The organism is Paenibacillus helianthi, from assembly GCF_001909055.1.
GTDB classification, from domain to species: domain Bacteria; phylum Bacillota; class Bacilli; order Paenibacillales; family Paenibacillaceae; genus Paenibacillus_AQ; species Paenibacillus_AQ helianthi.
In genome coordinates, this window is record NZ_LVWI01000034.1 from 127,083 (window position 1) to 151,374 (window position 24,292).

The 24,292-nt window shown below is 47.2% G+C and carries 19 protein-coding genes and 2 pseudogenes; 18 read left to right on the plus strand and 3 right to left on the minus strand.

The window, feature by feature from the left end; all coding sequences use genetic code 11:
• The first annotated feature begins 6 nt into the window (after window positions 1–6).
• From A3844_RS10180 to A3844_RS10210, 7 genes and pseudogenes are all read left to right on the plus strand, one after another.
• A complete protein-coding gene (locus A3844_RS10180; RefSeq protein ID WP_167374663.1) occupies window positions 7–831 on the plus strand; it encodes a hypothetical protein in 825 nt (274 codons plus the stop codon).
• A 150-nt stretch (window positions 832–981) separates the two neighbouring features.
• The gene (locus A3844_RS10185) at window positions 982–1,437 is read left to right on the plus strand and encodes a hypothetical protein (RefSeq protein WP_074107335.1); all 456 of its coding nucleotides are present in this window, start codon (window positions 982–984) and stop codon (window positions 1,435–1,437) included.
• Between the two features lie 194 nt (window positions 1,438–1,631).
• Window positions 1,632–4,196 carry a winged helix-turn-helix domain-containing protein gene (locus A3844_RS10190; protein WP_244169746.1) on the plus strand — a complete coding sequence of 855 codons (2,565 nt, stop codon included), beginning with the start codon at window positions 1,632–1,634 and terminating at the stop codon, window positions 4,194–4,196.
• Between the two features lie 166 nt (window positions 4,197–4,362).
• The gene (locus A3844_RS10195; protein WP_074107337.1) at window positions 4,363–9,258 is read left to right on the plus strand and encodes an S-layer homology domain-containing protein; all 4,896 of its coding nucleotides are present in this window, start codon (window positions 4,363–4,365) and stop codon (window positions 9,256–9,258) included.
• Window positions 9,259–9,810: 552 nt separating this feature from the next.
• Window positions 9,811–10,143: pseudogene (locus tag A3844_RS10200) on the plus strand (sensor histidine kinase); the annotation flags it as partial.
• Window positions 10,144–10,429: 286 nt separating this feature from the next.
• Entirely contained in the window at window positions 10,430–10,744 is a 315-nt protein-coding gene (locus A3844_RS10205) for a hypothetical protein (protein WP_074083962.1), read from the plus strand.
• A gap of 356 nt (window positions 10,745–11,100) precedes the next feature.
• A complete protein-coding gene (locus A3844_RS10210) occupies window positions 11,101–12,117 on the plus strand; it encodes a glycosyltransferase family 4 protein (RefSeq protein WP_074103857.1) in 1,017 nt (338 codons plus the stop codon).
• Between the two features lie 100 nt (window positions 12,118–12,217).
• On the opposite strand, the gene A3844_RS10215 is transcribed toward A3844_RS10210, so the two are convergent.
• Complete coding sequence (locus A3844_RS10215) at window positions 12,218–12,793, minus strand: undecaprenyl-diphosphatase (protein WP_074083964.1); 576 nt, start codon at window positions 12,791–12,793, stop codon at window positions 12,218–12,220.
• 190 nt (window positions 12,794–12,983) lie between these two features.
• Between A3844_RS10215 and A3844_RS10220 the strand changes: the two genes are divergently transcribed.
• From A3844_RS10220 to A3844_RS10230, 3 genes are all read left to right on the plus strand, one after another.
• Window positions 12,984–13,241, plus strand: a complete 258-nt coding sequence (locus A3844_RS10220; protein WP_074107338.1) for a PepSY domain-containing protein — start codon at window positions 12,984–12,986, stop codon at window positions 13,239–13,241.
• 81 nt (window positions 13,242–13,322) lie between these two features.
• On the plus strand, window positions 13,323–14,027 hold the full coding sequence (locus A3844_RS10225; RefSeq protein ID WP_074100305.1) for a response regulator transcription factor: 705 nt from the start codon (window positions 13,323–13,325) through the stop codon (window positions 14,025–14,027).
• Complete coding sequence (locus A3844_RS10230) at window positions 14,024–15,385, plus strand: HAMP domain-containing sensor histidine kinase (RefSeq protein ID WP_074107339.1); 1,362 nt, start codon at window positions 14,024–14,026, stop codon at window positions 15,383–15,385. Before A3844_RS10225 ends, A3844_RS10230 begins: the two co-directional genes overlap by 4 nt.
• Window positions 15,386–15,606: 221 nt before the next feature.
• Here A3844_RS10230 and A3844_RS10235 read toward each other — a convergent pair.
• Window positions 15,607–16,104: pseudogene (locus tag A3844_RS10235) on the minus strand (C40 family peptidase); the annotation flags it as partial.
• Window positions 16,105–16,415: 311 nt separating this feature from the next.
• Window positions 16,416–17,135: a hypothetical protein gene (locus tag A3844_RS10240; protein WP_074100307.1), complete on the minus strand. Its 720-nt coding sequence runs from the start codon at window positions 17,133–17,135 to the stop codon at window positions 16,416–16,418.
• A gap of 174 nt (window positions 17,136–17,309) precedes the next feature.
• On the opposite strand from A3844_RS10240, the gene A3844_RS10245 reads away from it, so the two are divergent.
• From A3844_RS10245 to A3844_RS10280, 8 genes are all read left to right on the plus strand, one after another.
• Window positions 17,310–17,762, plus strand: a complete 453-nt coding sequence (locus A3844_RS10245; RefSeq protein ID WP_244169744.1) for a divergent PAP2 family protein — start codon at window positions 17,310–17,312, stop codon at window positions 17,760–17,762.
• A 19-nt stretch (window positions 17,763–17,781) separates the two neighbouring features.
• The gene (locus A3844_RS10250) at window positions 17,782–18,396 is read left to right on the plus strand and encodes a DedA family protein (RefSeq protein WP_074107340.1); all 615 of its coding nucleotides are present in this window, start codon (window positions 17,782–17,784) and stop codon (window positions 18,394–18,396) included.
• Between the two features lie 87 nt (window positions 18,397–18,483).
• Window positions 18,484–19,950, plus strand: a complete 1,467-nt coding sequence (locus A3844_RS10255; protein ID WP_074083971.1) for a sensor histidine kinase — start codon at window positions 18,484–18,486, stop codon at window positions 19,948–19,950.
• Entirely contained in the window at window positions 19,947–20,636 is a 690-nt protein-coding gene (locus A3844_RS10260) for a response regulator transcription factor (RefSeq protein ID WP_074083972.1), read from the plus strand. The genes A3844_RS10255 and A3844_RS10260 overlap by 4 nt, the downstream gene beginning before the upstream one ends.
• Before the next feature lie 171 nt (window positions 20,637–20,807).
• Window positions 20,808–21,563, plus strand: coding sequence for an ABC transporter ATP-binding protein (locus A3844_RS10265; protein ID WP_074083973.1), 756 nt, complete (start codon window positions 20,808–20,810; stop codon window positions 21,561–21,563).
• On the plus strand, window positions 21,538–22,287 hold the full coding sequence (locus A3844_RS10270; RefSeq protein WP_074083974.1) for an ABC transporter permease: 750 nt from the start codon (window positions 21,538–21,540) through the stop codon (window positions 22,285–22,287). The genes A3844_RS10265 and A3844_RS10270 overlap by 26 nt, the downstream gene beginning before the upstream one ends.
• 62 nt (window positions 22,288–22,349) lie before the next feature.
• Window positions 22,350–23,129 (plus strand): COG4705 family protein, encoded by a 780-nt coding sequence (locus A3844_RS10275; RefSeq protein WP_074083975.1) that lies wholly within the window; start codon window positions 22,350–22,352, stop codon window positions 23,127–23,129.
• 158 nt (window positions 23,130–23,287) lie between these two features.
• Entirely contained in the window at window positions 23,288–24,226 is a 939-nt protein-coding gene (locus A3844_RS10280) for a hypothetical protein (RefSeq protein WP_074107341.1), read from the plus strand.
• Window positions 24,227–24,292: the final 66 nt, after the last annotated feature.

The following is a 24,292-nucleotide window of genomic DNA, read 5'->3' on the forward strand; positions in this document are numbered from 1 at the left end:
AAAAACTTGAGAAGGACTCTTTATACGTTATGTTGTTTTGCGCTCCTCATGCTCCTTATTCCCGGTATGGCGTCTGCAAGGGGGATCTTTGAGCATCAGAATATATCCGTACCTGTAGGGCAAACCGTAGATGATGTGTACGTCGTCGGGGGCAATGCCGAGATTTTTGGCCAAGTGACGGGTGTGACGGTTGTCGTGAACGGAGATCTCCATCTGGGCAGTACTGCTGACATTAAAGGGCTGGTTGTAGTGATAGGCGGTCTGGTCAAGCAGGATCAGGGAGCGGTGCTGGGAGATGATATCTATAACATTTCACTGGATACCTCCACTCAAAACAGCCTGTTGATCGGAGGGGGGATTGCACTGGGTTTGTGGGTGCTGCAGCTCGCCGCCAGTCTGCTGATGGTCTTGATCCCTATCTTGCTCAGGTTGGCCGGTAAACAAAAAATAGCCGCATTTACAGATCGATACCCTCTATCCTCCGTCAGACGATTGCTGGTAATCGGATTCTTGGGCACTTTGATCCTCGCAGCGTTAAGTGCACTGCTGCTGGTCACCGTAATTGGCATCCCGGTTATTATTCTGCTCCTGCTGGTGATGGTGATTGCCCTGGCATTTGGATCGACAGTAGTTAGTTTCCGGATCGGTGAGCTGTTTCATGGGGCTGGGCAAATGTCAGATTGGATGAAAGTACTGGTTGGTGCAGCTATCTTAACTGCGTTCGTTAATATCCCTTTTGTAGGCTTTATTCTTTTCGTACTACTCCTGATGATCTCAATTGGCATTTGTGTACAGTGGATTTTCAGAAAGAGAGTTAAGCCGTTATCATGAAAATGAACAGTTAGAACAATTTACTATTTGGAGAGCCGGTGTTACGATGGGGTGGAGTTGAGGCACATAGGGGTCAATCCCTGCAATGGCTGCCAGATAAATAATTGAATTCCATGTGCGCGCTACGGCAAGGAAGGCGAGACGTATGACATGGTTGACGGACTGCCGAAATACAAGCAGGAGATCATGGATTTGTCGCTGAAGGACAACAACGCCTTTAACGCTCAGTACGGATTCAATGATTCGACACTTTTGATGCGGGCTGGTAAAGTATGGGACGATGCATCTGCCCGTGACTTCCAGGAACAGCAGCCGGAACAATTTGCCGCAGCCAAATTGCTCGAGAAGTATAACTTCGACAGCTACTCCCTGGGCATGGACAACCTGGAGCCTGACGGATCCACACCTGAAGGAGTCATTAACGGAAAAGTGAAAGATCTCTGGAATAAAACGATTCCCAAGCTGATCCTTTCGGAGATAGATGCTGAATTCGACAACACCTACAACGATTTCATCGGACAGATGGATAAGGTGGGTGCGGAGAAGGCCGAAAAAGTCATGTACCAGCGCCATTTGGAGGATATGAAGAAAAAAGGGGTTCAATAATAGACTTTGCATGTTGGGGGAACCGTGTTTTTACACGGTTCCTTTTTGCTTCGGAGAGTCTTTTCCATATTTTAATAGTATCGTGTCTGGTATAATAATGAGATTGGAGAGACAGCGCTAACGCATAGCAAATATCAGCATTACTTGTACAAATTCAATTTACTATACATATTACGGAGGGATATTTATTGTTGGTGAGCACAAAACTTCATATCCCCCATGTGCGTAAATCTCTGGTATCCCGGCCGAGGCTGATTCATAAGCTGAATGAAGGAAGAACGGCCAAATTGACACTGGTTTCCGCGCAGGCTGGATATGGGAAAACCACAGCGTTAAGTGAATGGGTCAAACAATGCCGCAGCGTTGTGGCCTGGGTGTCGCTGGACCCGCAGGATAATGATTGGATTCAGTTCTGGAGTTATTTCAACGCCTCCATTCAGGAGAGAGAGCCGGGGTTTGGCTTGGGGGTTCAATCCCTGCTTGAGATAGGGCCATCAACGTCTTCTGAGCCTGCAATCATAGAACTGCTGAATGAATTGAACGGCTATCCCCACGATCTGGTTATTATTCTCGATGATTATCATGTGATTGAACTTCCAGCTATCCATCGGTCCATGATCTATCTGCTAGAGCATTTACCACCTCATATTCATCTCTATATTGCCAGCCGTACAGATCTGTCCATACCGACCGCGAGGCTTCTGGCCAAAGGTGAATTACATCAGATTCAAATGCAGGATTTGCGTTTTCAATTGGACGAGGGACTTATCTTTTTTCGCGAAACAACGGATTTAGGCTTATCCCCGGAGCAAGTGAAGATGCTGTTCCAGCAGACGGAAGGCTGGATCAGCGGCTTACAGCTGGCAGCTCTTTCTTTGAAACAAAGTGAGAATATTGCGGATACCCTTCAGCAATTCAGCGGTCATCAGCATCATATTTCTGATTATTTGCTGCAAGAGGTATTTGAACATCTGCCGCAGCAGACACGTGACTTTTTATTGGATACTTCGATTTTAAACCGTATGAACGCTTCATTATGCGGGGCGGTAAGCGGTCAACTGGATGCTCAGGCACAATTGGAAAGACTGGAGCAAATGAATCTATTCATTGTCCCTTTGGATGATCATAGGAAATGGTACCGGTATCATCATTTGCTCTCTGATTTTCTGCAGCAGCAATTGTTCCGAATGGACCCGGACCGATGGGTGCAGGTGCATATCCGCGCAGCAAACGGGCTGGAGCATCTGGGATTTGACGAAGAAGCGGTAGAGCATTATTTAGAGGGACAACAGTTTCAGGATGCCGTCCGGTTAATTGAGAAAAATTTACATATGCTAGTACAGACAAAAAGTGTGGTATTGATCCGCTGGGTCTCCGTGTTACCAGAAAACTCCTTTGCAGAGAAGCCGATGATCGAATTGTTTGTGATATCCGTCTTATTGGGCGTTGGAGAATGGACAGCAGCATTCCTCAGAGTGAAACAAGCTACCATCCGGTTCCAAGCTTTGGAGGGAAAACTGGCTGAGGTGGAATGGAAGCAGGCCATGGGCAATATCTACTTTTTCCATGCGATCACCGCTTATCTTCAAAAAGACTTGGAACAAACGTCAGCCTATTTCGGGTTGGTTGAACAGTATATGCCGGAGGGAAGTTTCTTTCAAACGGTGGGCCGCAACAGATACCAGGGCTATGATTCATTCGACAATCTGCTCTCACATATCAGCGATCTTCAGGCAGCGGATGCTTTTCTGTTGAGATGGATTACACTGTGGCAGAGCAAGCAGGAATACCCTTTTCTCGGCTTCTTATGTGCCTCCTACAGCAAGTTATTGTATGAGTGGAACCGGCTGGAAGAGGCGGAGCGGGTTGCTGCTATGGTGCTTGGGCGCCAGGATATGTTGCCTTTTGCGCGGATTTTGATCCAAATATCCATTAGTGCTTCAAGAATCCAGCAAGCCACTGGGAATCCGAAACGGGCCACAGCGCTGTTAACCGAGTTGAAATCGCAGATTAACTCTCCGGATAACGAATTATTTATGTACAGAATCGAAGCGGAACAGGCTTGTCTGTCCCTACGGCAAGGCTCGGTGCAAGATGCTGAGGCTTGGCTGCATAGATGCGGTATGGCCCATACGGATGAGGTTTCGCTGAACCGGGTCTCAGAGTATCTTGCTTTTGCCAGAATACTGGCTGCTTGTGAACGGATGGAGGATGCACTGTACCTGCTGGAACAGTTAATTCGCATGTTGGATAAGGAAGACCGTCTGCGGGATCGGATTCAGGTCCTCATTCTGCGCAGTATGGTACTTCAACGCTCTGGTCAATTGGAGGAAGCGTTGCTTCAGTTAGAGACAGCCCTGCATTTGGCAGAGCCGGAGGGGTATATCCGCAGTTTTATAGATGAAGGCCCTGCGATGGCTGAACTGCTGGCGGTTTATGCGAAGAGGCTGCAAGTCAGTCACTTGCGAGACGCCACCCTTGTTTCTCTTGGTTATGTACAGCAACTGCTCCAGGTTATACAGGTCACGAGCCAGGTCGTCTTACCCGCTGAACAGCCTCGTAAAGAATTACTGACCGATCAGGAAACGAAGGTCCTATTATTGATTGCGGGCGGATTGACGAATAAGCAGATCGCGTCAGATCTTAACATCACAGGTGAAACCGTAAAGTTCCATATTCGGAATGTGTACAGAAAGCTTGAGGCGAACAATCGGATACAAGCGCTGCAGCGTGCCAAAGAATTGAGTATAATGGATTAATTATCCTATATTTTTTGCCCGTACCTCCCCAAATGGGGAGGTACTTTTTTGCATAGAAAGGCTTATAGTGGGAAGAACGCAATGAATAATGACACAGTGGAGCTTGGAGAACGGAAGTATTTGTGAGAAATATATGAAGTTGAGAAGCGTTGGAGGAGAGAATGCGATGGATAGGGTGTATCAAAAAGGATTGTCGATTTTCCTGGTGTTGTTAATGGTATGGGGTGGAATCTCAGGAGTTATTGTACCTAGCGGGGGGACGGCTCATGCTGCGGGGAGTTTCGCTGGAGGAGATGGTTCAGCAAGCGATCCTTATCAGATCGCAACGGCGGATCAGCTGAATGAGGTTAGAAATCATTTAGACCCAGGTCTATATTTTAAATTGATAGCTGATATTGATTTGAGTAGTTATGCAAATTGGATGCCGATAGGAGTGGAAATTTATACTGCTAATAGCTCCGGCGGGTTTACGTTTCGTGGGAACATGGACGGTAATGGATATAAGATCACAAATCTGAAAATTGATCAACCTGTTATTGTTACTGATGTCGGATTGTTTGGAAGGTCTTCAGGGAATATTACCAATATGATTCTGGAAGATATTGAGGTGAAAGGAACTAACCCATTGGCATCGGGTGGCTTGTTATCTGTAAACTACGGAACCATCAGCAACACTTACGTCACCGGAAGAATCGTGAATGGAATTAATTCAGGCGGTTTAGTTAATGAAAACTACGGAACCATCAGCAACAGCTACGCGTTGGTAAGTGTTGCTGGAGCTGGAACAATAGGTGGACTGGTTGGTAATAATAATAGCAGCGGAAGCATCAGCAACAGTTATGCCACAGGAAGTGTTACTGGAGCTGGAATAACAGGTGGACTGGTTGGTAGAAACGATGGAACCATTATCAATAGTTACGCCACAGGAAATGTGAGTGGAACTAGAAATTATCTAATGGGTGGCTTGGTTGGTTACAGTTCAAACCTAAGCGGAAGTAACTTCTACGATATCAACACCACAGGACAGACAGATACCGGGAAAGGTACGGGTAAAACAACCGCAGAAATGCAAGATCCAGCCACATTTAGTGATTGGGATTTCAGCAGAGATTGGTATATGCTTTCAGGTCAATATCCTCAATTATGGGCGTTTATTGCTTTGACACCAGGAGCGAATGCTGGAACAACGAAGTTAACCGGCGTAGCAAGTGGGATGGAGTATAAAGTCAACACAGGCTCGTACACGCCGATAGTGGATACAAGTGTGGACAACATTGTAGTCGGAGTAGGCGATAAGATTTATGTTCGAGTCAAGGGAAGTGCTCAACCGGCCTCCGCTGAACAAACGCGGAGCGTAAGTGCTCAGGATATCAAGATTGTAACTATCCAATCAGCAGCAATTGATAGAGTGACAGTGCCGGTAACAGGGGCAACGCCAGTTGCGGCAATAGCGGACACACCAGAGTACACAGCGGCAATAGCTTGGAACCCGTCAGATGTGACCTTTGCCGGAGCAGTCAGTTATACGGCGACGGTTACAATTACTCCAAAAGCAGGGTATACCTTAAAGGGAGTACCAGCGAATTTCTTCACTGTAGCCGGAGCAACAACGACAAATGCAGCGGATTCGGGCGTTGTGACTGCCGTATTCCCGGCGACGGCAGCAGCGCCTATCACGACGGCGGCGATTGATGGAGTGATAGCGCCAGTAGCAGGGGAAGCTCCAGTTGCGGCTCTAGCACCCGCTCTAGAGTATACGGCGGCGATAGCCTGGTCTCCGGCAGCTGCGAAATTTGCTGGAGCAGCCAGCTATACGGCAACGATTAGCCTGACGCCCAAACAGGGGTACACCTTAACGGGAGTAGCAAAGGACTTCTTCAAGGTAGCGGGAGCGACAACGACAAATGCAGCGGATTCAGGTGTTGTGACCGCCGTATTCCCGGCGACGGCAGCCGTGCCTATCTCAACCGCAGCGATAGCGGGAGTGACCGTGCCGGTAGCCGGAGAAGCTCCGGTTGCGGTACTAGCGGACACAACAGAGTATACAGCGGCGATAGATTGGACCCCGGCTGATGCGAAGTTTGCAGGGGCAGAAATCTATACCGCGAAAATCAGCCTCACACCCAAGCTGGGGTACACCTTAGCGGGAGTGACTAAAGATTTCTTCAAGGTAGCCGGAGCAACAACGACAAATGCAGCGGATTCAGGCATTGTGACCGCCGTATTCCCGGCGACGGCAGCGGTGCCTATCTCAACCGCAACGATAGCGGGAGTTACAGTGCCAGTAGCAGGGGGAGCACCGGTTACAGCTCTAGCACCCGCTCCAGAGTATACGGCGGCGATAGCCTGGTCTCCGGCAGATGTGAAGTTTGCAGGAGCAACGATGTACATTGCGAAGATTACGCTCACGCCCAAGCCGGGTTATACTTTAGCCGGAGTGGCTAAAGACTTCTTCAAGGTAGCCGGAGCAACAACGACAAATGCAGCGGATTCGGGCGTTGTGACTGCGGTATTCCCGGCGACGGCAGCCGTGCCTATCACGACGTCGGCGATTGATGGAGTGATAGCGCCGGTAGCCGGTGCAGCGCCGAAAACATCGATAGCGGACACAACAGAATATACAGCGGCGATAGCCTGGACCCCGGCAGATGTGAAGTTTGCCGGGGAAGTAAGCTATACAGCGAAAGTTACCCTCACGCCCAAGCCGGGCTATACTTTAGCCGGAGTGGCAAAAGACTTCTTCAAGGTAGCGGGAGCGACAACGACAAATGCAGCGGATTCGGGCGTTGTGACCGCCGTATTCCCTGCGACATCAGCGGTGCCTATCACGACGGCGGCGATTGATGGAGTGATTCCGCCAGTAGCCGGTGCAGCGCCGAAAACATCGATAGCGGACACGGCAGAGTATACTGCGGCGATAGCCTGGACCCCGGCAGACGTGAAGTTTGCGGCAGCAGCCAGCTATACGGCAACGATTAGCCTCATGCCCAAGCCGGGCTATACCTTAGCCGGAGTGGCTAAAAACTTCTTCAAGGTAGCGGGAGCGACAACAACGAATGATGCGGATTCAGGCGTTGTGACCGCCGTATTCCCTGCGACGGCAGCGGTGCCTATCACGACAGCGGCGATAGCGGGAGTGGTGTTGCCGGTAGCAGGGGGAACACCAGTCGCAACTGTGCCAGAGACGGCAGAGTATACAGCCTCAATAGATTGGACCCCGGCAGCGGCAACCTTTGCTGGAGGAACAGCCTATACCGCAACGATTACAATCACGCCCAAACCGGGTTACACCTTAACCGGAGTGCCTGAATACTTCTTCAGCGTACCTGGAGCAATCACGACGAATACAGCAGATTCCGGTGTAGTAATCGCCCAATTCCCGGCGACGGCAATAATACCAGCGACAGCCGTTCCCATCACGGCAGCAGGGATTGAGGGTGTAACGTTACCGGTAACCGGGGCTACGCCGGTAACAACAGCGACCTACTCACCAGAATATACCGCGACGGTTAGCTGGTCGCCAGCGGCAACCGTATTTGCCCCAGGCACGGCGTATACGGCAACGATCACAGTCACGCCAAGGGCAGGTTATACGTTAACGGGAGTGCCTGCCAACTTCTTCACCGTCGCAGGCGCAAACACCACGAATACAGCAGATTCCGGTGTAGTAACCGCCGAATTCCCGGCAACAGCAACCGTGCCCGACACGGAACCCCCTGTGACAGCTATTCCTATCACAGCAGCAAGGGTAGCGGGTGTAACTGTGCCAGTTACCGGAGCCGTTCCAGTAACAACGGCGACCTACTCGCCAGAATATACGGCCACGGTTAGCTGGTCGCCAGCGACAACCGTATTTGCCCCAGGCACGGCGTATACGGCAACGATCACAATTACGCCCAAGCCGGGTTTTACCTTAACGGGAGTGCCTGCCTACTTCTTCAGCGTACCTGGAGCAAGCACCACGAATACAGCGGATTCCGGTGTGGTAACCGCCGAATTCTCGGCCACAGCGCCTGTGATCACCGACACGGGCACGGGTAATACTGTTACACCATCGACCAACAGCATCATTACCAGCACAAATGGTAAAATAACGCTTCCGGTAAACCAGGCGGGCGAGGTTAGCTTAGAGGATGGGGTCAAGATTTCGATTCCTGCCGGAGCAGCAGCCAAGGAACTGATCGTATCCATCGAAAAGGTGCTGGAGCCACAAAAGCTTTTCCCGAATAAAGAAATCCTGCTCAGTCCCGTGTACGAGATTACGAAAAACTTTGCGGAGGACTTCAGTAAACCGGTCACATTGAACATTGCGTTTGATCCAGCCCTTGTGACAAGCAACCAACAAGCAGCGGTATTCTACTATGATGAAGTGAAGAAAGCCTGGATTGAAGTCGTAGGTGGCAAGATCGAAGGAAACCACATTATTGTAGAGGTTAATCGGGTAGGAAAATATACTGTACTCAGTGTGGATAAAGTGACGGGATTGCCAGTGAGAGCTCCGGTCACGGAGAGTCCTACGGAAATTACCCTGAGGGATGTCGCTGGACATTGGGCAGCAGCAAGTATCCAGCAAGCGCTAAGCATGGGAATGGTTAAGGGTTACCTGGACGGAACATTCCGGCCGAACCATTCGGTGACGCGTGCGGAATTCGCGGTGATGCTGATGAATGTGCTGAAGCCACAAGGCGCAGGAGCGCGATTGACCTTCACGGATACAGCAACAATCGGACCATGGGCGCAGAGTGCAATTGCTCAGGCGGTGCAAGCAGGCATCATTACAGGGTATGAGGATGGCGGTTTCCGTCCGAATGCAGAAATTACCCGTGCTGAGATGGCGGTTATCCTCGCCAAAGCATTGGGTGTGACTACCGAACTCAAGACTGTAACGGGCTTCGCCGACGATAAGGATATTCCAGCGTGGGCGAAATCCAGCGTGGATTTCGTGAAGGAAGCGGAAATCGTGCAAGGGAAAGGGGAGAATGCGTTTGCTCCTCAAGACTCTGCTACAAGAGCTGAGGCGGTGACGGTTCTGTTGAAATTATTGGCTCAACAGAAGAAATGAATAAGGGCAACATCGCAATATTTAGTTAAAGGTTGATAGTATTATCCCCAGAACAACAGCCCCTTCCACTTACCTGTGGAGGGGCTGTTGTTCTGTGAGGAACACGCGCTACACCTCAACCGTCGCTAAATACGTCAGTGGTCATAGATCTTTGGAACGGGCGCCATTTGGGCGACCATGCTCCGCTTATAACATCATAGATATGGGCGTGAATCTGATCTTTGCTGACGAGCACATTGACGGGGTGAACATAATAACACGTGCATTATACACATAGATGAAGAAGCAATGTAAGTAGTACATAACTGAGGTGAAAGATAATTATCTAACGTGAACTTGTTCAGCTTTACTTGAGTTTATCTGCATAAGCGGAATTCAAAAGGCTGAATAAAGTTCTAATCCTGAATTGGAAGCTAGATCTACTATAATCTGTTCCTTTTTCATTGGCTTGTATGTTTTCCAGCAACAAATCAGTGATAAGGGACAGAACGAAATGATCGCAGTGGGTAAGGAGATCATTCACCGCTATGATGAAGCCAAACCGATGAAGATCAGCTGAAGCAAGTATGGATGAATCTGCTCAGCAACAGCATTAAGTTCACGCCTGAAGGCGGGAAGATCCGCATCAGTATAGTCAACAGTGCAGCAGAAGTACTTGTCACCATCAGCGATAATGGCATCGGGATTTCCCCGGAAGAGTTCACCGCCGTATTCCAAAGATTTTACAAAATAGACAAGTCGCGAAACACAAGTAACAATGGGAACGGTCTCGGACTTGCGATCGTTAAAAAAATGGTCTCCCTGCATCAGGGGAGTATTGAGGTGGACGGTGCGATTGGAGAGGGAACGACGATGATCATCAGGTTACCCGTACGCCAGACATGATGAAATCCTTGATTCCCGGTCCGTTGCCGATCTTCCTCCGTAACCCAATTGCATCGCTGTAAGGAATTTTTGTTAAAAAATGAAATACAAGTGGGTGGACTTCTGCAGAATGTCCAGCCACTTTTTTTTTCCTCTGGAGCGGGTGAAGACCACGCGGCCTAGCCGTTTTTACATGGATTCGATACAAAAGTGAAAATTTTATAAGTATGGGATGAATTTACTTCACTAAAAACAATCATTATGGAGATATTATCATTCGAGGAAAACATTTTAAGGAGGATGTCAATTGAAAAAAATTTCAGTAACGATTATGTCGGTATGTCTCATGCTATCTGTTGCCTCGGCGGTACAAGCAGCACCTAGTGAAACCCAGGTTAAACATGAAAAGAAGCTCCATGCTGAGAACCTTCATAAGGAAAAAATGCATAAAGAGCATGAAAAGAAATTGCACATGAAGCAACATGAGTCCAAAGGAATCAAAGCGAAAAGCTCTGAGGGGAAAATCATTAAGGAAAAAAGCCTGAAAGCAAAGGGAACTAAAACAAAAGCAACCGAACTGCCAAAATCCGGTTTTGGCGGTGCAAGCGAACAAACGGAATAGAAGGATGAAAGAGGGCGAATCACTTCTCCCTCTTTCTTTTCTACATATGAGAAAAAGGGCCGCCAGCTCCGTCAGAAAAGCCAAAGATTCTGGAGATCAAGGAATCGGTTCCCCAAGTGAAATATTCGGTCATTTTACATATTCAATACAGGTACATGGTCTGTTGTATGAAACATGCTCCTCGAAGTTTAATGTCTGTTTGTGCCCACTCCTTATTTGTTTTTATGGCATAACTTATTGTATCTCTGGTCTTACCCTGTGAATAAGTTAAATGACAAGCTATATTATGAAAAAAACGATGTTCTGTTCGATAACCAGATATGATAAAAAGTAAGAGTTGGAGGGACCGTGGTTATATGAAAAAGTTGAGTATCCCTGCAAAAAGAAAAAAATTAACAATTGTACAAGTGATTTCGAACTACCCAAAGGCTCAGCCCGTACCGTCCATTAAAGGGGGGACTGAGAAAATTGTGTATGAGCTGACGGAAGAACTGGTTAGACGAGGACATAGAGTCTTTTTATTTGCAGCTTTGGGAAGCAGGAGCAAGGCAAAGCTCATCACCTATCCCAAGGGGCTTCGGCACGAGAACCTGGCAAGATATGTACTGAATAAATTACCCGACAGTACTGACATTATCCATGATCATACATTCCGTTCCGCACTTGGCGTAACTAATCCAAAGATTCCAACCGTATGTACCGTGCATATTCCGGTCAAGCGGCGAGTCAAATACCCTGTATATGTAAGTAAACGTGCCCGCCAAAAGATGGGGAATAACAGAGGCACCTGCGTTTATAATGGGATAAATACGAATGAATATGAATTTAGCGCAGTGAAACATTCATACTTGTTGTTTATAGGCAGAATCATTCGCAACAAGGGGATTCTGCAAGCCATTGAAGTTGCTAAAAAGACCGGGAAAACGCTGATTATCGCCGGACCCGTTAAAGCTCCTCAGTTTTTTCAGAGAGAGGTAAAGCCGCTCATTCAGAAAAATCCTCATATTCATTATATTGGACCCGTAGGAGGGAAAGTGAAGCAACGGCTGATCAAACATGCGGAATGCGTACTATTCCCGATCCTATGGGACGAACCATTCGGACTTGTCATGGTAGAAAGTATGGCCTGCGGCACACCGGTGCTGGCGTTCAGAAGGGGTGCTGTGCCGGAAGTGCTATCGGGTTTTCCAAATCTGATCTGTGACAACGTCAGGGAGATGGCACTAAAAGTTAGAGAGAAGAAATATCCATCCCCGAACGTGTTGAGGAAGTATGTACTTCAGCGTTTCACAAATAAGAAGATGACTGACAATTATTTAAAAATATATCACGACGTTATTCAAAGAGAATCCATTGCCGGATTAATGAGGTGACAAAACGAAGAAGGGAAAAGGATAGTTAACATCAATCCAATTCATAATTGAAAAACGGCATGGGTCCAATCCAGGAGTCATGCCGTTTGTTTTTCGCCGTTTATTTACGGGATACTATAGGTAGAGAAGAAATGATTTTGTTGTAAATTCGGATTAACAGGTTTGGAACAGGATTCAAGCGGGCGCGCATTGTATACACCAAAAAGCTGATTAATGCAGCGAGTGCTGCTGAGCCTGCAATATCTCCGGGGTAGTGTACTCCCACATACACACGAGCAAATCCAGTTAAGCATGCCAGTACCAAGGCTACAGTTCCCCATTTCCGGTTTGTGAACAAGAGACTGAACGCAAGCGAAAAAGCGAGCGTGGAATGATCGCTTGGAAATGAAGCATCCGCATTGTGTGGGATCAACTGGTGTACAACATGGAGTACAAATGGACGAGGTTGATTGACATCAGGAGATATCCATACAGTTGCTATTCCTAGAGCAACTACTGCGGACAAAAGAGCATAGAATGCCGACTGCTGCTGTTGTTCCTTATGAGTGAACCATAAAACACCGATCATAGCGATCATTAGCCATATAATATCCTGTGCAAAAAACTCCATTAAATCATCAATAAGATCCCATTTCCCAGCAAAGTGATTTATGATTTGAAATAACTGATAGTTCATTAAGGTTCTCATCCTCGCTTTTCTATTTTTATTTTAAAATTATAATCTGAAATTATTAATGATCTCTTAAATAAATCTTAAAAATGGATACTAACTGATTTCTAATGTGTCTCTAATAAGACTTTAACTTAATGATCAGGAGGCATCCGATGGAGACGGTGAGGTAGCTGACGCTAAGGAAGAAGCTGGCTTGGAGAAGCAGGCTGAAATTTCAAAAGAGAAAAGTAATGCTCTTGCGCTCGAACAGGTGAAGGGAACGGTAAACCAGACAGAGCTTGAAGACGAAAATGGTGCTATTGTCTACAGTGTGGAAATTACGAACAACAAGAAGGAAGTCACTGAGGTGAAGGTAGATGCGGTAACCGGGAAAATCGTAAAAGTAGAGAAAGCCGACGCTTCGGATTCGGACAGCAATCAAGCGGAAGATACAGAAACCGCTGATGAATAATAAATAATATTGGACAGGATACTACTCCCAAGTGGATAGTTCCTGTCCATTTTTTAGGTTTAGCGCAGCGGAAAAGGAGAAATGAATGTGGAGCAGTCTATACTGGTTATAGATGATGAAGCAAAAATCTCCCGGCTCTTGGAACTGGAGCTGACTCATGAGGGTTACCATGTTGAGGTTGCCAAAACCGGCAGGGAGGGGTTGGATAAAGCGCTCGGACAAGCCTGGAATCTCATCATCCTGGATATCATGCTTCCGGAACTTAATGGTGTGGAAGTTTTGAGAAGACTACGGAAAGTGGATGCATACACTCCGGTCATTATGGTAACCGCCCGAAATACCACTTCTGAGAAAGTAACAGGGTTAGATCAGGGAGCAAATGATTATATTACCAAGCCGTTTGAAATAGAGGAGCTGCTGGCCAGAATTAGAGCAAACATCAGGCTTCACGGCAACCTGCCGAATCCAGCAGAAGAGTCTAATCTTCTCCAAATCGATAATCTGATGATCAACAAACAGACAAGAGATGTGGTCCGTGAAGGACAAAAGATTGAGCTCACCCCTAAAGAGTTCGACCTATTGGTTTTTTTGACAGAGAACAAGAACCATGTACTGAACCGGGAACAAATCATTAATCATGTTTGGGGTTTTGACTTTGTCGGAGATACCAATGTAGTGGATGTGTATATTCTTTATGTTAGAAAGAAAATCGATTCAGGCTTTAAGAACAAGCTAATCAAAACCATACGCGGCATCGGTTATTGCATCAAGGAGGAAGAGGGGTGAAGCTTAGAACGAAAATCACCTTATTGACCTCACTTTTGCTTATCGGCATTTTATTATGCGTGGATATTGCTGTGTATTCGCTTTTTATCAAGAGTGCCACCCAAAATGCGGGTGAAATGCTCCTGAGCAAATGGGAGCCCGTTATCGAACAGGGGGAATCGATGAGCACGGAGGCTCAAGATGTTCTGCTATACAAGTCACTAACGGAAGATACGCTCATTCGAATATCCATCCCTGGTTCTGTCCGTACGATTACGAACGGCGCAGATTTTGATTTGAACGAGGTACCAGTTACCGATAACAGAACTAAAGGCACCAAGCTTTTACAAAAGGATGACGAACGGATACTCATGGTCTATATTCCAGTGGAGACCGTGAGCGGAGACATGGGAGGCTTTGAGATTGCAGAGAAAATGGATGATTTGGAGACTAATCTTAAAATCCTTGTGACGATCCTGACCTCAACCACCTTCGGAGCTGTCCTGCTCTGTATGCTGGGTGGAAGCATGCTTTCGCGCACCGTTGTCCGGCCGATTACAAGCAGCATAAGAACGATGAGGGAGATTGAACGCAGCCTCGCCTTCATGAAGATTTCCTACAAGGGGAAAAACCGTGATGAGCTCTATGAAATGACAGAGACGTTTAACCGGATGATGGAAAGGCTGGAGGAGAGCTTCTGGAATCAGCAGCAGTTTGTCTCCGATGCCTCCCATGAGCTCAATACGACCCTGATGATCATAGAGGGGTACTCGAACATGCTGAGACGCTGGGGAGCTCATGATAAGAAGGTGCAAGAGGAAGCTGTGAAGTCCATATATGAGGAAACCAAACGCATGCGAATAATGACACAGCAGTTGCTTAATCTGGCTTCCTCGCAGCAAGGCGGACAATTTACACCAGAGTCTGTGAATCTGATACAAACCTGTAAACTGGTGATCGCCCACTTCAGCCAGTTAAGCACGAGGAAAATCATTCTACATTCTAAGGAGAAGGACAATGTTATACAAGCGGATCACAGTAAAATAAAACAACTGCTGATTATTTTACTGGACAATGCCTTGAAATACAGCACAGCCCCGGTGGAATTACATCTAACCAAGCAAGAGGAATATGTTCAATTCATTATTAAAGATTACGGAATCGGGATCCCCCAAGGGGAGGTAAAGCATGTGTTTGAACGCTTTTACCGTATCGACAGCTCACGTCACAGAAAGACGGGCGGAACCGGCCTTGGGCTGCCCATTGCAAAATCAATAGTGGAAGAGCATCATGGGGAAATCCGGATTGAGAGCCACGAGGGTGCAGGAACTGAGGTTATAGTGAAACTACCGACGGCTCTATCCATCCGGAATACTTGACTGCAAGAGACAGGTATTCGGATAGAATTGTTATTCGCTAAACAAACAAGCCGTCTCTGAGGTTCAGAAACGGCTTGTTTGTTGTACTATTAATTATCGTTCGGCCCGCCTTCATCATCGAAGGAAGGATGAACATTAGGTGTTGAAGCAGGGGCGGCTGGTAGAGCTGCTGCTAAGCTGCTGTCCGTAACAGGGCTCACAACGGTTTGTCCATTCGAAGGCAAAACCCGGCGTGCTGTTCTATAGTGGGAATTCCACCAGCCTGTATTCAGTGGAGTAATTGTAACTCCCCCTTTTCCGAACGTGTGTAGCAATTTTCCATCGCCCATATAAATGGCAACATGATGAATAGGGGAATAGAAGAAAACCAGATCTCCAGGCTGGAGCTGATCTCTTGGTACGAATGTTCCGACTGTGGACTGCTGTCTGGAAGAGCGGGGAATGGATATCCCATTTTGTTTAAAGGCAAACTGTGTAAAAGAGGAGCAGTCGAAAGCATCGGTTCTTCCTGTTTTGGCACCGAATTGATAAGGAACCCCCTGATATTTCAGGCCAGTTGAGATGACTTGATCTGCAGTAGTTGCAGTAGTTGCAGCAGTGGCAGCATAGGCTGTATTCGTGTTATCCAAAAAGCCCGTACCGGCAGAAAGTAAAGCTATACCTAAGCTGACTCCAATACCAAAGTTGCGGAAACGGTTTTTTTTGTAAGTTGTGTTCATCTGTTACCTCCCATTGTTGTGTTTGGGTGATCACCTGAACCAACATTATCACACTTGAATTTAACATAAATTGCTAAGCGTTGATGGATAACTGTGGTCGTAAGGGTTTTCCGCCTTTTATTAGAGTATGATGAGAATTTTCACATCAGGTTCTTATTGACATATTCGGACATTGATCTACCCTCACTGAGCAGATCCGGCAGTGGTTTTTGTGAAATCGAATACACTGCCATTTTCTCCTTTATAAACAGGCTGTCCAAATTGGTTCACCCATCCTTCGAAAAGCTTTCGAGAGATTCCATTGCTTACAATCACATAATCCGGATGATCATAAGCAACAATTTCGGGAAGGTATTCAGAAAAACCATACATAGAGCGCTCAAAGGCCGTCCAGCCCAATACGACAAATTTATCGTTTGATCTAGTAAGGATTCAAACAGCGCCATCCCTGTAAATACAGCAATAACAAGCCATACTCCCGCATGAAAATTGGCCGTCATCCATGAAAGGATGATCATGGCAGTGGCATACTTCCCTTTGGCTTTCAGCTGGTATTCCCTTAAATAAACGAAAAACCAGACGATCATAAATGAAGAGATCATTTGCGGACGGCCCTTAAAATAATTGTAATAAATCCAGATGGAGATCAGTAATGCAAATGGAAGCAAGAGAACATGCTCTTCCTGAAGCCCTAGCTCTTTACGCGATACTTTGCCAAGCCGGTATAGTCCAAGCACTAGAAAGAACAAACAAACTGCAGTCAAGAGGTATACCCCCGGCCAGCCAAACGCTGAATAAAGCGGGGCTACCAGAATTTGAAATCCGAATTCATGCGGCACATAAGGCAGCTTGTCTCCGTAAAAAGTATGGATTGCATAGTGCAGAATTTGTCCGTGATCAATCATGTAACGGCCAACCTCTATATGCCAGAAGGTATCTGGATCATTAAAAGAAAACTTGGGGATCATCAGCAGTACGATACCAATAATACATATGCAGTATAACCATTTGGGTACATTAAACTTCAGCATGGTTGAACTCCCTTTATTTTTTTGTTCCACTATAACAGATACTTCTTAGCATAGGGTGGATTTTCCGTTATGAATAAGTTAATAAACGCTTAAGATTTGTTTCATGACCAGTTTATACATAGGCATTACACTTCGATTAAGCGGACCCAGTTGATAACAGGAGGTTTACCGACATTGCATACGAATACGATCTATAATTTCCCCCTTGTATCCGCCTTAATCTCTATGATCCTGGCCCAGGTTATCAAGGTCCCCTTGAACCTTTTTCGTAACGGAACCTGGAATTCGGCTCTGGCTTTTAGTACAGGAGGAATGCCAAGCTCGCATTCTGCAGCGGCGGCATCTCTGGCAGCGTCTGTAGGGATTATTAACGGTTTTGATTCTTCTCTGTTTGCCATTGCCTCGGTCGTATGCGCGATCACAATGTATGATGCCGCGGGTGTCCGCCGTCATGCAGGGATGCATGCTGCTCTTTTAAATCGGATAAGCAATAATCTTTCGCAGATCACGAAAGATGAGACGCCAGGAGTACAACTCAAGGAGCTTCTCGGCCATCAACCGCTTGAAGTGTTGGCCGGATTGGTGCTGGGGGTCGCAATCAGCTTTATATTGAATACTATTTTCTAAATGAAACGGAGGGGAAACAATGCAGCAACTGCTGGCCTCAATATCTGAAACGGCGCTCCACCTTGTGGATACAATGGGAATCTGGGGAATTTGGATCGGAATGATCCTGGAGAGCGCCTGCATTCCCATTCCCAGTGAGGTGATTATGCTCAGCGGCGGTTTTCTGGTTGCCCAGGGATCACTATCGTTTGCAGAAGTTGTTGTTGCCGGAGTCGTTGGGAATCTCATCGGGTCAATCCTTGCCTATTATGTCGGCAGAGTCGGGGGCAGGAGGCTGCTCGATAAGTACGGTAAATATATTCTTTTGAATGCACATCATCTGGAACAGGCGGAACGCTGGTTTGCGCGATTTGGGGAGGGAACTGTATTTTTCACACGGATGCTGCCTTTTATAAGGACGTTTATCTCTTTACCTGCAGGGGTTGCCGGCATGAAATCCTGGAAATTTGTAGTATTCACTTTTCTTGGCTGTATTCCCTGGAACATCGCCCTTGTATATCTCGGATACCGGCTGGGAGGGAACTGGAGCATTGTAGAGCAGTATTTACATCCGGTGAGCTATGTTATATGCGGAGTTGTGGTGCTGCTGCTGGCATGGTGGCTGTTGCGCAGAAAAAAGGAACGGGCGGCATAGGTTTCCGACTCGTACTTTCGTATGCTGCATGAAATGTCGTATGATAAGTACATTCTGGAACTATAAGAGACAGGGTGATTACCGGATATGTCCATTCGTTTGAAATTTCGGCTGTCTTATGCGGCAATGCTGATCGTTCCGCTGCTCCTGCTTCTCCTGACGGCCTCGCTGCTGACAATCGTCTATCATGGTGATGTACAAAGCCTGAAAAGCACATATGAGAATAAATTTGAAGGTATTGAAGAGAGGGATACCCGCAATCTGATCAAGCACACCTTTATGCAAAATACAGATTTGCTTACGGACACCGCTTTTTTGGACGATTTGTCAGCGGATATGCTCAAGAAGAACACTTCACTATTCATCCGCTCTGACCAGAAGACACTGTATGCTTCAAAGGGTCTTCTGCTTGAACAGGGGTTGTTGGATGAACTGCCAGCTTTCAAGAATGCAGGGGTTCATGAAGAACCTTTTCGGAAGAAGTATAATAATGACTGGTATCAAATCGCTCAATTTGACTTATTATCGAAAGCATCAGAGCCCGTAAGTATTTTTCTGATCAACAAAACGGATCCTCTGGTTCACTTCGTGAGGACTTTTTTTCCGATTCTGTTCCTTTCTACCGTAGTCATCTTGCTGCTGACGCATACGCTGTTGACCACCTATATGTCCAGAAAGATTATCCGTCCCTTACTGGAACTGCGCGAAGCGGCGGGGCTAGTGACTGAGGGGAATTTGGACTTCAGGGTGAAAATTGACAGCAAGGATGAGCTGGGTCAGCTTGGGATGGCTTTTGAAGAAATGAGATCAAGACTTCAGCAATCACTTCTCATGCAGCAGCAATATGAATCCAATCGCAAAGAGCTGATCACGAATATCTCCCATGATTTAAAGACACCCATCACTGCCATTAAAGGCTATGTGGACGGAATATTGGAAGGCGTGGCGGATTCGCCGGAAAAAAATGAAAAATACATGCGTACGATTGCCGCCAAGGCCGGTGAAATGGATCATCTGATTGATGAATTGTTTCTGTACTCGAAGCTGGATATGCAGAAGCTGCCCTTTTCTTTTGAATCTGTACCCATTCTGCCCTTCCTGAAGGACTGGGCTGAGGAGCTAGAGGTGGAGCTGGAGAAACAGGAGGTTGATCTGCAAATTGATATGAACGGCGGGGAAGCGGCACGGATATCGGTAGACCGTGACTCATTCAAGCGTGTGCTAGGCAACATCATTCAGAACAGTCTAAAGTATATGGATAAGCCTGAGAAAAGAATCACGGTGCAGACTCTGGTTGAGGGAAAGAACTTTACGTTGGCCATTGGTGATAATGGGCCGGGCATTCCCCCGGAAGCGGCCGGGCATATCTTTGAACGGTTTTACCGGGCGGAACAGTCCAGGAATACGAATACCGGCGGCAGCGGACTGGGCCTTGCCATCGCCAGACAGATTATTCTGGAGCATGGGGGAACGATTCATGCGGACAGTAAGGAAGGCGCAGGGACGGAGATCCGCATTGTTTTACCGATCGAAGAAGGAGGCGCAGGAGAATGAAGCGGACGATATTGATTGTGGAAGATGAGCCTTCGATTGCCGAGCTTCAGCGGGATTATCTGGAGATGAATGGATATCAGACCGAAATCGCCGTAAACGGAGAACAAGGCCTGGAGCTCAGCCTTAGCGGGAAGTTCGAGCTCATTGTGCTGGATGTCATGCTGCCCAAGCTGAACGGTTTCGAGGTATGCAAAAGGATTCGCGGCGAGCTTGATATTCCTATCCTGATGGTCACCGCCAGACGGGAGGATATCGACATTGTGCGCGGGCTGGGTCTTGGAGCGGATGATTATATGACCAAGCCCTTTAAACCCGCTGAACTGGTTGCCAGAGTAAAAGCCCATTTGTCCCGATATGACCGCCTCAAGGGCCGGGGATCATCCACGAGTGAGCTGGAAATCAGGGGGCTCAGACTGAATCCGGACTCCCGCCGTGCTTTTGTCCGGGATGAGGAGGTGTCGCTCACCACGAAGGAATTCGATCTGCTCTACTTTCTTGCATTACATCCCAATCATGTATTCAGCAAGGATCAGCTCTTTGAGCGGCTATGGGGAGTTGACTCTCTCGGAGATACCCAGACGGTAACCGTGCATATCCGCAAGCTCCGCGAGAAAATCGAAGAGGATTCTGCCAATCCGCTATACATCGAAACACTTTGGGGCGCCGGATATCGGTTCCGCTCCTGAATATAAGCAAAAAAGCCAAAGCCTTCGGGATGCTTTGGCTTTTTTTGTGTGCTCCGGAGTTAAGAATTATTTAAGGGTCTGTTCACAGGTATTTTAGATTTATCCTTTACTCTAAATTAGCGTGAAAGCTTACTGGAAAAGGATAAAAGGTTACGCCAAGGGGGAGAAGGCATGGAAAGCATAGCCAAGCTGACAGGAGTGAGCAAAGAATTCCATAGCGGTAGAGGGATTAGCGGTGTGAATTTGACACTGAGCAAGGGAGATATCTACGGATTACTCGGACCCAATGGTGCAGGTAAAACTACGCTTCTGAAAATGCTGACCGGACTGCTTACTCCGAGCTTTGGGAGCATTTCATTGTTTGGACAAGATCTGGATCAATCCTTCGCATCGAGTATGAGGAAGGTAGGCTGCATGATCGAATCCGCCGATTTTTACGATTATGTCACAGCACGCCAATATTTAAAGCTGAATGCAAGCTTCTATCCGGAGCTGCCGCCCCAGCGGCTGGATGAAGTGCTGGAAGCCGTGGGTCTGGCCGCTTTTGCCAAAGAGAAAATAAGACACTTCTCCACTGGTATGAAGCAAAAGCTGGCCATGGCCTCATCCATCCTGCACTACCCGGAATTTGTGATCTGGGATGAGCCAACCAATGGACTGGATATTGAAGGCGTAGTTCATTTTCGTGCTCTGGTTAAGCAATTATCGGCTGAACAGGGAATCACCTTTCTGATTTCCAGCCACATGATTCATGAATTGGAACAGCTCTGCAACAGAGTGGGCATTCTGCATCAAGGCGTGCTGGTACGTGAAGGGAATGTGCATGAACTGCTTGCGGACAATATTTCTCTCGAACAATATTACATTGCCGAGCTGCAAAAGGGAAAGGAGCTGATGGATAATGGAGGGCTTAACAGCAGCAATTAGAAACGAACTGCAGCTCATGATCTACCGCAAAAAAACTATCATCTTCATCTTGGTATCCGTCATCCTTCCAGTACTGCTGATTTTACTTTTCCATTCTCTGCAGCCGATATTGGGGATTGTTGCCGTCAGTCCTTCCTATCCGGTTCAAATGCTGGAGATATACACCGTCTTCTTGATCCCCTTGTTCATGATGGTGGAGATTGCTGATTTATTCCCACAGGAAATTTCATCACGTACCTTGAAGCTGGCGCTGCTGCGGCCAGTCACAAGACTCGGAGTATACACTGCCAAATTTCTTGTTCTTGGCATAGCCATCGGCATTCTGCTATTGCTCTTGGGAACGGCAAGCACACTGTGCAACCTGCTGTTCGGGACTCCGGGTACGGGCAGTCTCCATATCTTCAGTCTGTTGAAAGCCTACGCTGCTGCGTTCCTGTCTATGTGGTCTCTTGCAGCCTTGTTCGTATTTACGGCTCAATTTTTCCGCAGTGCCGCAGGATTTCTTGTTTTTTCCATTCTGTTATACACCGGGGCCAAAACGGTTCCTTACTTGATTAACGGCTTCGCTTTTTTTTCAATAACATCCTATACAGACTGGTATTCACTATGGTTAAGCCATACCGTTTCCACGGGCAGACTTGCCACCACCACCTTATTCTTATTGTCCGGCTTGTTTTTGTTTGTAACGCTGGGCTATATCTTTTTTGACCGGAAGGAGGTATAGCCAGGAAGTTGCGCAGGTGGAAATACCACAATTCAGGTTACAAATGAAAGGGGAGTCCTTCAATGATAGGAGCAGAAGCATTGGATATGAATGAACGCCAAATATGGAGCAAGGTTCCACAGGTTACGATTTTTTTCTGGATCATTAAAATTATGGCCACCACGGTGGGAGAAACAGCAGCAGACTTTCTGAATTTCAACCTGAATTGGGGCTTAACGCTCACCACCCTGGTGATCACCGGCCTGCTGATCATCTCACTCTTCTTTCAGATGTCCTCTACCAAATACGTACCCTCGTTATATTGGCTGGCCGTCGTACTGATCAGCGTAGTGGGGACACTGATTACTGACAACCTTGTAGACAATCTCGGAGTGCCACTGGAATCAACGACAATTTACTTCTCACTGGCGCTGGTTGTAACCTTTGTGGCTTGGTACGCCAATGAGAAGACCCTGTCGATCCATTCGATTACCACAAAAAAACGGGAAGCCTTTTACTGGCTGGCCATTCTCTTTACGTTTGCCCTGGGTACCGCAGCCGGAGATCTTGTTGCCGAAAGTCTGGATCTCGGGTACTGGATTTCGGCAGTCATTTTTGCCGCACTGATTGGTGCCGTAACGCTGGCGCACTTTCGCCTCAAGCTGAACGCTGTCACAGCCTTCTGGATGGCTTATATACTGACCCGCCCTTTGGGAGCGTCGCTGGGTGATTATCTGTCGCAGCCCCGCAGCGAAGGCGGACTCCAGCTGGGTACTACCGGTACCAGTATCATCTTTATCGCAATCATCCTGGGACTGGTCCTTTACTTGACGAAAACCAAGAAAGACCAGGTTTTACTATAGATTCAGTCTCAGAGTTCATATGGAATTAAGAATTCCAATCTGAATCCTGTAGTGCCTAATAATTTAAGATTTATTTAATAGTCTCTTCATTGCGAATTTAGGATTATCGCTTAGGCTTGGATTGCAAGAAAATTCAGCATTGGAAGGAAGGTTCAAGAATGAAGAAGAAGTGGCTATTGACCGGAAGTGCAGTTGGGATTAGCGGTGCTGTAATGTTAGCTACTGGACTTACTGCGTTTGCAGGGACCTCGGGTTATGATGATTACAAGGCTGCGCTCAAGAATACCACGCAGAATCTGACAAGTGTTACGGTTCAGGCAGATGCGGTTCTTAAGGACAATGGTTCCCTGATTAGCCAGGCCCAGAGCAACTTGAAGGCAAGTCGGCAAAATGAAGCCGTGAGCGGAACCGTCAAGATCAGCGGGAAAACAAATGCCCAGACTATCAGTCTTTACAGTCAGCCTGACGGGCAAGTCTGGAAGAGCGATGCTTCGGATATTTATTATGTGAAGCAGGACAAGGATAGGGAGGATCATCGGAAAGCAGGGAAGGAGACCAAGGACAAGGCTTGGTTCAGCTCCCAGGCAGAGACGGTCATTGATGCATTGATCGGAAATTTGAAGAATGAGATCACATCCACTACGGGAGAGGACGGTTCCAAGGATATTTCACTCCAGCTAGACAACGCACAAATCCCGGCTGTGGTGCAAGCCCTTGCACCGGTTGCTTTCAAACATCTTTCGGAACAGTCCAAATGGGAGCGTTCCACTGAGAGCGGCAGAGCAGCGAAGGAAAGCAATCCTGAGAAGCTGTTTCGGCAAAGTCTGTTTAACCCCAAGGATATTGCTCTGACAGATGGCGTCCAGATTCAAAGCCTCAGCTTGCATGCGGTAATTAGTCCTGCCAATGAAATTCAGCGCCAGCAATTTGACATCACTTTTACCGGACAGGATACCCAAGGAGCTTCACATACATTAACTGCTAGCCTGGATGTCCAGTTGTCTGCTATTAATGGAACAACTCCTGATTCGGTTGACTTAACAGGTAAGCAAGTGGTGCAGGTGAAGGACGATCATGAGGGCAGACATCACGAATAAGCCGGAGTAGCTGACAACTTTTTTGTGAAAATATTAGAAAGACGCGGATAAGAGCAGTATTGTTCT

Bases quoted from the DNA above. Each gene is read 5' to 3' on its own strand.
- A3844_RS10185 (WP_074107335.1), top strand. From the start codon at position 982: ATGGTTGACGGACTGCCGAAATACAAGCAGGAGATCATGGATTTGTCG.
- A3844_RS10195 (WP_074107337.1), top strand. From the start codon at position 4,363: ATGGATAGGGTGTATCAAAAAGGATTGTCGATTTTCCTGGTGTTGTTA.
- A3844_RS10210 (WP_074103857.1), top strand. From the start codon at position 11,101: ATGAAAAAGTTGAGTATCCCTGCAAAAAGAAAAAAATTAACAATTGTA.
- A3844_RS10215 (WP_074083964.1), bottom strand. From the start codon at position 12,793: ATGAACTATCAGTTATTTCAAATCATAAATCACTTTGCTGGGAAATGG.
- A3844_RS10225 (WP_074100305.1), top strand. From the start codon at position 13,323: ATGAATGTGGAGCAGTCTATACTGGTTATAGATGATGAAGCAAAAATC.
- A3844_RS10240 (WP_074100307.1), bottom strand. From the start codon at position 17,135: ATGCTGAAGTTTAATGTACCCAAATGGTTATACTGCATATGTATTATT.
- A3844_RS10250 (WP_074107340.1), top strand. From the start codon at position 17,782: ATGCAGCAACTGCTGGCCTCAATATCTGAAACGGCGCTCCACCTTGTG.
- A3844_RS10255 (WP_074083971.1), top strand. From the start codon at position 18,484: ATGTCCATTCGTTTGAAATTTCGGCTGTCTTATGCGGCAATGCTGATC.
- A3844_RS10260 (WP_074083972.1), top strand. From the start codon at position 19,947: ATGAAGCGGACGATATTGATTGTGGAAGATGAGCCTTCGATTGCCGAG.
- A3844_RS10265 (WP_074083973.1), top strand. From the start codon at position 20,808: ATGGAAAGCATAGCCAAGCTGACAGGAGTGAGCAAAGAATTCCATAGC.
- A3844_RS10270 (WP_074083974.1), top strand. From the start codon at position 21,538: ATGGAGGGCTTAACAGCAGCAATTAGAAACGAACTGCAGCTCATGATC.
- A3844_RS10275 (WP_074083975.1), top strand. From the start codon at position 22,350: ATGATAGGAGCAGAAGCATTGGATATGAATGAACGCCAAATATGGAGC.
- A3844_RS10280 (WP_074107341.1), top strand. From the start codon at position 23,288: ATGAAGAAGAAGTGGCTATTGACCGGAAGTGCAGTTGGGATTAGCGGT.